Source organism: Allokutzneria sp. A3M-2-11 16, assembly GCF_024213555.1.
Taxonomy (GTDB): domain Bacteria; phylum Actinomycetota; class Actinomycetes; order Mycobacteriales; family Pseudonocardiaceae; genus Allokutzneria.
Window position 1 is genome coordinate 1 of the sequence record NZ_JANAVO010000040.1, and the last position, 1,021, is coordinate 1,021.

General features: G+C 63.0%; 1 protein-coding gene. It reads right to left on the reverse strand.

Annotated features, from left to right (window positions below; translation table 11 throughout):
• Positions 1-1,005: integrase catalytic domain-containing protein (locus NLX83_RS40725; RefSeq protein ID WP_305884236.1), on the reverse strand; the 1,005-nt coding region annotated here is incomplete at its 3' end.
• Positions 1,006-1,021 lie beyond the last annotated feature (16 nt).

Genomic DNA, 1,021 nt, shown 5'->3' on the forward strand with positions numbered 1-1,021 from the left:
TTCGTTGCCTCGTTTCGGGATGCCCGCGGGTGGGGTGGTGGGTTCCGGGGTGGGTGCGGGGTGTGGATGGGTGGCGGCGTGGTGGGTGAGTTGGTGTTGTAGATCGGTGATATCGCGGCGAATCTGGGCGGGGTTGAGTGGCTGGTAGTGGCGTGTGAGTGTGGCTTTGATCTTCCGGGGGATGCGGGGGTGGGCCTGGATGCGTTGGTGGGGCGTCTGTGCGGTGTCGTGCTTCTTGGTGATCTTTGCTCCGTCGCGGGTCTTTCCGGTGAGTTTCTGTTTCGGGGTAAAGAAGTTCGTGATTAGTCGGTAGTGGGCGTAGAGCCGGTTCAGTAGCGCCAGCGCGGCGGGGGTGTCGTAGCGGGCGTAGCCCACGGCGTGACGGACGATCGACCAGTTCTTCTGCTCGACGTAACAGCAGTCGTTCTTGCATCCCATCCTCGACCGGGTGAAGGTGATCTTGTTCTGGATGCAGTAGGCAAGCAGGTGGTTGTTGATGAACTCGTTGCCATTGTCGGAATCAATGCCCAACACCGGGAACGGGAACTGCGACAGGATCTCAGTCAGGGCAACGAACACCCACTTACGGGCCTTGTTCCGCACCGCCCGGGTCTCGGTCCACCCCGTGGCGACATCGGTGGCGGTGAGCGTGTGGGCGAACTCCCCACGCGAGTTACCACCGTCGTGACCGACCAAATCGATCTCCACAAACCCCGGCCGACTCTGATCCCACTGCGCCCACGTGCGCACCGGAATCTGAGGCTTCAACAGCGATCCCGGCTTAGTACCCGAACGCCCCCGTAACCGCAACCGAGCCCGATCCCCCGCCAAGCGACGGTCGATCGTGGCCGCCGACACCCGCGCCGCACGCACAGCAACCCGATCAGTGATCTCCAACTCCCCACACGCCCGCAACCGCGCCACCAACTCCGGCAGAAACGGCGCAAGACGTTTACCCGCAGGCCCTCCCAACACCGCCCAACACACACGCACCACGTCGATCACATCCTCGCCATACACC